At 36.7% G+C, this 7516-nt stretch carries 5 protein-coding genes; 3 read left to right on the forward strand and 2 right to left on the reverse strand.

Annotation, left to right across the window (positions count from 1 at the left end; genetic code table 11):
* Positions 1-69 precede the first annotated feature (69 nt).
* Positions 70-2403 carry an ATP-dependent Clp protease ATP-binding subunit gene (locus JOC73_RS10210; RefSeq protein WP_204402824.1) on the forward strand — a complete coding sequence of 778 codons (2334 nt, stop codon included), beginning with the start codon at positions 70-72 and terminating at the stop codon, positions 2401-2403.
* A 37-nt stretch (positions 2404-2440) separates the two neighbouring features.
* Here JOC73_RS10210 and JOC73_RS10215 read toward each other — a convergent pair whose 3' ends face one another.
* Positions 2441-3466: a branched-chain amino acid aminotransferase gene (locus JOC73_RS10215; protein ID WP_204402826.1), complete on the reverse strand. Its 1026-nt coding sequence runs from the start codon at positions 3464-3466 to the stop codon at positions 2441-2443.
* Positions 3467-3885: 419 nt separating this feature from the next.
* On the opposite strand from JOC73_RS10215, the gene JOC73_RS10220 reads away from it, so the two are divergent.
* Positions 3886-5709: a thiamine pyrophosphate-dependent enzyme gene (locus tag JOC73_RS10220; RefSeq protein ID WP_204402828.1), complete on the forward strand. Its 1824-nt coding sequence runs from the start codon at positions 3886-3888 to the stop codon at positions 5707-5709.
* Entirely contained in the window at positions 5690-6271 is a 582-nt protein-coding gene (locus JOC73_RS10225; protein ID WP_204402831.1) for an indolepyruvate oxidoreductase subunit beta, read from the forward strand. Before JOC73_RS10220 ends, JOC73_RS10225 begins: the two co-directional genes overlap by 20 nt.
* A 149-nt stretch (positions 6272-6420) precedes the next feature.
* On the opposite strand, the gene JOC73_RS10230 is transcribed toward JOC73_RS10225, so the two are convergent.
* Complete coding sequence (locus JOC73_RS10230) at positions 6421-7395, reverse strand: methyl-accepting chemotaxis protein (RefSeq protein ID WP_243427928.1); 975 nt, start codon at positions 7393-7395, stop codon at positions 6421-6423.
* Positions 7396-7516: the final 121 nt, after the last annotated feature.

The following is a 7516-nucleotide window of genomic DNA, read 5'->3' on the forward strand; positions in this document are numbered from 1 at the left end:
TTCCTATACTAGGGTATAAGGTATCAATAGAATTAATATATTTAATATTATTTATATGGGGATGATTATATGAAAAAATGTTCGGTATGCAATAAAAACATTGCAGTTGTATTTGCATCTAAATTAGAAAATGGAAAGACAGAAATGACTGGACTATGCATTGAATGTGCTAAAAAAATGGGTATTCCGATAATAGATCAAATAATGCAACAAACAGGGCTATCGGCAGAAGAAGTAGAGAATCTGACAGAGCAAATGAATGAAACCCTTGATGATTTAGGGGATATGGATATCAATGATACAGATAACTTGATGAAATTATTTAAAGATTCTTTTTCTTCTATGAAGGGCTTAGGAGGCTTTGGCAAAGAGCTTGACTCAGTTGATCATGATGAAGATGACGATTTCAAAGATGATCACTTTGATAACGAGGAACAGGATAGCCATGACAGAAATCAAGATATAAAGAAAAAAAAGAAATCTAAGAAAAAGAAGTTTTTAGATACCTATGGTACAAATCTTACCGATAAAGCATTGAATAAAGAGGTAGACAGGATTATAGGAAGAAATAGGGAGATTGACCGAGTCGTTCAAATTTTAAATAGAAGAAGTAAGAATAATCCTATACTAATAGGAGAACCAGGGGTAGGTAAAACAGCAATAGCAGAGGGTTTAGCTGTAAGGATTGTAGAGAAACAAGTACCCTCCAAACTATTCAATACAGAAGTGTATCTTTTAGATTTGACAGCTATTGTGGCGGGTACCCAGTTTAGGGGTCAATTTGAGGGTAGAATGAAATCCATCATAAAAGAAGCCCAAGACTTAGGCAATGTCATCCTTGTGATTGACGAGGTGCATAATATCATGGGGGCTGGAGAAGTTCACGGTGGTGTTATGAACGCTGCCAATATCCTAAAGCCAGCACTGGCTAGAGGTGAAATACAGATTATTGGTGCTACTACTTTAGAGGAATATAGAAAGCATATAGAAAAAGATTCTGCCCTCGAAAGAAGATTCCAACCAGTAATTGTTGATGAGCCAACAGTTGAGGAATCAATTGAAATCTTAAGGGGAATCAAAGGGTATTATGAAGATTATCATAAAGTAAAAATATCTGAGGAAGTAATCGAGTCGGCAGTAAGGATGTCGGAAAGATATATTACTGACAGATATTTACCAGATAAGGCAATAGACGTATTGGACGAAGCTGGTTCCCGTGCAAATCTAAAAAATCAAGGATTGGTGGAATTAGAGTCCCTAAAAGAGGAACTAACAGCCCTTGAAGAAAAAATACAGCTTGCTGCTACCCACGATGATTATGAGAAGGCTGCTGAATACAAAGTTGAAGAATGTAAGCTAAAGGAAAAAATTAAAGAGATAGAAAAACAAAGCTTTGATGTGAAAATAGGAGTAGAGGATATAGCCTTTGTGATAGAAGCTTGGACAAAAATTCCTGTTCAAAAAATAACAGAGGAAGATGCTGAAAAGCTATTAAATCTAGAGAATCAACTACACAGGAGAATTATAGGGCAGGATGAAGCTATCAAGAGTATTGCTAGAACCATTAGACGAAATCGTTCGGGTTTTAGGAAAAAGAAGAAACCAGCCTCCTTTATATTTGTTGGTCCAACAGGGGTTGGTAAGACTGAATTAGTAAAGGCTCTAGCCTACGAATTATTCGGAAGCGAAGAAGCCCTGATTAGGGTTGATATGTCTGAATATATGGAAAAACATACTGTATCAAAGTTAATTGGTGCCCCTCCAGGATATGTTGGTTATGACCAAGGGGGACAGCTGACGGATAAGGTAAGAAGAAAGCCCTACTCAGTGATTTTAATGGATGAAATCGAAAAAGCCCATCCAGATGTGTTCAATATGCTGTTACAGATATTAGACGATGGAAGACTTACAGATAATCAAGGAAGAACAACTCATTTTGAGAATACTGTGGTCATTATGACCTCCAACGCGGGAAGTCATTTAAAGACGAAAACAATGGGCTTCAAGAAGGATCAATATGAAGCCATGGAAAGTCGCGTAAAGGACGCCTTAAAGGAAATATTCCGTCCAGAGTTTTTGAATAGGGTAGACGAAACCATTGTATTTACTCAGTTAAACAAAGATGAGTTGAAGCAAATAGTTGACTTAATGCTAAAGGAGGTAATAGAAGACGTAAGTGAGAGAAAAATTACCTTAGGAATTTCAGATGAAGTGAAGTCCTTTATCTTGGAAAAGGGTTATGATGAAAAGTATGGAGCTAGACCAATCAAGCGGACAATCCAAAGATATATAGAGGATGAACTGGCTGAGTATTCCTTGAAGCATCCAATTGAAGCAGGGGATCATTTGGAGGTTACTTTAGAGGATGACAAAATTTTCATTAATAAAAAATCGCAGGAGTAATTTCCTGCGATTTTTGTTATATATAAGTTAGTTTCAACTATTTAACTTCTACGATCCAACCTTCTGGAGCTTCAACGTCACCGAACTGAATCCCATAAAGGGTATCGTAAAGCTTCTTAGTAACAGGTCCAACTTCTTTTTCACTGTGGAAGACATGAAGATTTCCATTGTATTCGATACCACCGATTGGCGTAATTACAGCAGCAGTACCACAAGCACCAGCTTCCTTGAATTCATCAAGCTTCTCTACTAAAACGTCTCTTTCTTCAACTGGCATTCCTAGGTAGTCCTTAGCGATGTGCATCAAAGAGTACTTAGTAATACTTGGTAGGATAGATGGTGATTTTGGAGTGATGAATTTGTCGTCATGGGTAATACCAAAGAAGTTAGCTGCTCCTACTTCTTCAATCTTTGTATGAGTAGCTGGATCAAGGTAGATACAATCAGCAAAGCCTTTGCTTACTGCTAATTTATGTGGATATAAGCTACCTGCATAGTTTCCACCAACTTTAGCTGCACCAGTACCATATGGAGCTGCACGGTCAAAGTCAGAGATGATGAAGTTAACAGGAGCCATCCCCCCCTTGAAGTAAGGACCAACTGGAACACAGAAAACAGAGAAAATGAATTCTGGGGCAGGCTTAACACCTAAGTTGTCTCCAACTCCAATCACGAATGGTCTTAAGTAAAGCGTTGCGCCACTACCATATGGTGGTACGAAATGCTCATTAGCCTTAACAACTTGAATACATGCATCGATAAACTTTTCTACAGGAACTTCTGGCATAAGCACTCTGTCACAGCTTCTGTTTAATCTCTTTGCATTTTCGTCAGGTCTAAATAGTTGGATTTTGTTATCTTTTGTTCTGTAGGCCTTTAAACCTTCAAAACATTGTTGTCCATAATGAAGGGCAGTAGATGCTTCGCTGATCACTAGGTTATTGTCTTCTACCAATTGGCCTTCATCCCATTGACCATCCTTCCATTTAGACACATAACGTAAGTCAGTTTTTATGTAACCAAAACCTAACTTACTCCAATCAAGATTAACTGTATTACTCATAAAATCCCTCCTATATTTATTAATAAATTTAATTGCAACCCTTTAAAGCTAATGTTACTAGTGTAACGAAGGAGATTATGTAGGTAGAATAACCTACATTAAATATATATATTACTATTATACCACACCTTCTTCGTCTGAAAATTCTAAAAATGACATCGTTTTCATAAAAATTTAAAGTTGTAAAATACAGAATTGAGTCTCTAATATAAATATCGTATTAGTTGCTACTTATTAGGTAAAAATATCAATTGAATGAAGGGGTTCTAGTGAGTATAGGATGTATCGGAATATAAGCATTTTTATAGGATTAATTTAGCTTACTAGTTATACTAAAAGTAAAAAGTAAGAAAAAATGTTAAAAGCCTTTCTTATTGAGTATATATAAAAGGTGCTGATTAAATCTAGGGAGTGATGAAATGAAGGAACAAGAAAAAAAAGTACTTACGGGAAATGAGGCCATTGCACAAGGGTTTTATGAAGCAGGTGGAACAGTGGCAGCCAGTTATCCCGGCTCTCCAACAGTAGAAGTTATTGAAAAATTAAAAGAATACTACGAAGATGTATACTCCGAATTCTCCACAAACGAAAAAGTAGCCTTAGAGGTTGCTATCGGTGGTTCTTTTTATGGAACAAGATCAATGGCGGTTATGAAGCACGTAGGAATGAATATCGCTTCAGACCCGTTGATGACCTTTACTCAAACCCCTATAAATGGCGGTTTTCTTTTGGTTTCTGGGGATGACCCTGGATTAGCCAGTTCTCAAAATGAGCAAGACAACAGGCTATTTGGAAAGTTTGCTAATATGGCAATTGTAGATCCCTCTGATAGTCAAGAATCTAAGGATTATACAAAAAAAGCCCTTCAGATAAGTGAAGATTTTAAGATCCCAATGCTTTTAAGAATTACCAGTAGACTGTGTCATAGTAGAAGTCCTGTAACTATTGAGGAAAGAGTAGACGTACCATCAAAGGGAATGAAAAAGGATAAAGAAAAATATAATATGATTCCTCCAGGATCAAGAAAAGCTCAATTTTTTATGAAGGATAGATTAGAAAAACTTGAAACGTTTGCTTATGATACTGACCTGAATCGTTTAGAAGAAAAGGAGGACTCAGATACTCTAATTATCACTTCTGGTATAGCATATCAAAATCTTAAGGAAATCGATCCTAACGTAAGCATATGGAAGCTCGGACTAATCTATCCAATCTCTGCTAAAAAAGCAAAAGAAATCACTAGTAAATATAAAAATGTAATCGTTATAGAAGAAATGATGCCCTTCATTGAAAATGAATTAAAATTAATGGGAATTGCCTGTGAGGGTAAAAAATATTTTCCATTTACAGGTGAGTTAGATATCCAAAACATCGAAACAGGACTATACGAAGCAGGTATTTTAAAGGAGAAGAAGGAGTACGTAAAACACTTTGTAGAGACTGTTCCTAGAGCTCCGTTATTCTGTACAGGATGTCCCCATAGACCTATTTTTGATATGTTAAAGAAATTAAGGGTGAAGATTACCATTGGAGATATAGGCTGCTATTCTTTAGCCTGTCTATTCCCCTTTGAGAATACCGATACGATCATCAGTATGGGAGCCTGTGTTGGAATCACAAAGGGAATGAAAAAAGCCATGACCCAAAAGGGAGAGGGAGAACCAATCGTAGCGGTAATTGGTGATGGCACCTTCTTCCATTCAGGCATGACGGGTTTTGTAAATCTACTGCACAAAAAAGAAAGTGGAGAGAACATGACCTTCATTGTATTGGACAATAGAACAACTGCAATGACAGGTGGGCAACCGAATGCTAGCTCTGGACTATACAATGAACGGGATGATATGAAGGTTGGTATTAAGACGCTAATAGAAAGTATGGGATTCGACCGAGTGAAGGAAATCAATCAATATGACTATAAGGCTGCAACAAAGCTTGTAAAAGAAGAGATTGCCTATGATGGTCTTTCGGTCATTGTTGCAAATGGGCCCTGTGCCTTGAAATATAATATGGAAGAACCTCATTTCTATGTGGATCCGCATGTTTGTATTAGCTGTAGAGCTTGTATCAGAACAAATTGTCCACCATTAAGGATGATTCAGTATGAAGGAATCGAGAAGCTTAAATCCTCCATTGACGAGGAAATGTGCGTTGGATGTAGCATTTGTGCTCAAGTATGTCCTGTAAACGCAATTAAATCTTCAGCAAATATAGATAGGGAGGATGAGAAGATTGATCACTAATATAATGTTGGGTGGAGTAGGCGGTCAAGGTCTAATCCTAATGACGAAAATTATTTGTCAAGCTGCCCTAAAAGATGGTTATGATGTGAAGAGTAATGACGTAGTTGGTTTATCTCAACGGGGTGGCATGGTTTGGGGGAATATAAGGATTGGTGAAAAAATCTATTCGCCAAATATCGTACCTGGGGACGGAGATATTTTAGTTGCTATGGAACCTCTAGAGGCATTAAGGTGGAGTAGTATATTGAAGCCGCAGGCCAAAATCATTATGAATACTAAGGAGATTTATCCTACAATGGTACAACAGGAGAAGATGGAGTATCCAGTTGTCGCTATAGAAGACCTAAAGGATAAATATCAAGTGACTGCTGTCAATGCCTTTGATGAGGCTGTTAAAATAGGAAAGAAGCAAGTATCCAACGTAATACTCATCGGTATACTGGCAAAACATTTAGACATCAAGTTGGAAACATGGAAGGAATCAATAGCAAACAATGTACCTAAGAAGGCAATTGACATGAATATGGATGCTTTTGATTTTGGGTATGGGGTTGAAGGATAGGAAAAATGTAATAGTTTCCAATAATAATAGTAGAGATATAGAAAGACTGTCTTCTAATGATTGAATCATTTATTAGAGACAGTCTTTTATTTCTTTTGATTATATCATACTACTTGTTAATACAATCACTAAAAGGAATGCTGTAATCTTTAAATCTTAAACTTTTGAATCATCATGTTTAACTTTTCAGCTAGATTAGCCTGAGATTGAGAGACATTGGCTACTTCTTCTAATGCATAGGCTGATTGAGAAACACTGCTGGAGATTTCTAGAGAACTAGCTGTTGATTCTTCAGCGGTGGCAGATACAGATTGCAGGGCTGCATTGATTTCAGCAAAAGATTGATTAATGGATTGGGCATTGTTGCTGAAATCTTGAATTAGATGACTAATGAACTCTGCATCCTTCTTGTACTGAATACCAGTACTTACTAACATTTCATATTCGACATTTACTTTTTCATCAATAAACTTTAATACGTCCTCAGAATTTCTAGATAAATTATTAAAGGCTTGATACACCTGTTGAATAACAGATTGTATTTGCTTTACTGTTTTAGTGGATTCCTCTGCTAATTTACGAACTTCATCAGCTACAACGGCAAACCCACGACCTTGTTCTCCTGCCCTTGCGGCTTCTATTGCGGCATTGAGGGCTAGTAGGTTAGTCTGTTCAGAAATGGCTGAAATAGCACTTGCCATTAATTCAATTTCCTTTACAACCTTTCCAGCCTCAATAGCATGAAGGATGTTAGCTTGTTTTTCTTGGTAAATCCCATTGGCTTCCTGTATGGATTTTTCGGCACTAGCTTTCATTTGAATAGCCCGATTCTCTATTTCTTTAGCAGAAATATTGCCTGATATAGCTTTGTTAAACAAATCATCAGAAATATTTAAAATCTCAATACCAGAAGCATTGATTTCTTCTAAGGAAGCACTGGTGTCCTCCATACCTTGGGTAATTCCTTGGGTGGATTCATCAATATTTTGTACTTGAGCCAATACTTCCTCAACAGTAGCCGATAGTTCTTCACTAGACGCACTTAAATCAGTAGCATTATCTGAAATTTCATGTAGTAGACTTTGGGTTGTAAATGGTAAAATAAAATGGAGAGATTTTGGCAAACAAAAACGGAGAATAATTTCCAATATAGTACAATAAGAATACTCCTTCTGATAGAATTAGATAGTTAATTCATCATAGGGGGAATGAAATTGAAGGAGTGGAATATGTTTGCTGAAATTA

It is taken from the genome of Alkaliphilus hydrothermalis, from assembly GCF_016908555.1.
GTDB classification, from domain to species: Bacteria; Bacillota; Clostridia; order Peptostreptococcales; family Natronincolaceae; genus Alkaliphilus; species Alkaliphilus hydrothermalis.